We start from the raw sequence: 428 nt of genomic DNA, 5'->3' as shown, positions 1-428 counted from the left end.
GCTGGCGGACCTGCCGCACCCAGTACTGCGGATCCATCACCTCGACACCGACCGGCTCACCGGTCACATTCGAAATCCAGCCCAACGACGGCATCTCGAAATCGATGTCCTGCAAGACAGCGGCGAACTCCCGCAGCATCGGCTCCATACGCGCCGAATGGAACGCATGACTGACCCGCAACCGCCGCGTCTTGTCGAATCCCGCCGCCACCGCCAGCACCGCGTCCTCATCACCGGAGATCACCACCGCCTGCGGGCCGTTGACCGCCGCGATCGACACCCCATCAACAAGCCGCGCGATCACGTCGTCCTCGGTCGCGGCGACAGCCACCATCGCCCCACCCGACGGCAGCGCCTGCATCAACGCACCCCGGGCCGCGACCACCTTCACCGCATCCGCCAACGACCACAGTCCCGCCACGTGCGCG

Annotated in this window: 1 protein-coding gene; it reads right to left on the bottom strand. The window is 67.5% G+C overall.

Annotated elements, in window-relative coordinates; genetic code table 11:
• The coding region (locus LPA41_RS41210; protein WP_308036674.1) for an acyltransferase domain-containing protein at nucleotides 1–385 on the bottom strand (385 nt) is incomplete at its 3' end.
• Nucleotides 386–428: the final 43 nt, after the last annotated feature.

This window comes from Actinoplanes sp. DH11 (assembly GCF_020873875.1).
GTDB lineage: Bacteria > Actinomycetota > Actinomycetes > Mycobacteriales > Micromonosporaceae > Actinoplanes.
The sequence above is the reverse complement of the archived record's forward strand: the minus strand, read 5'-3'. Positions and strand labels throughout refer to the sequence as shown.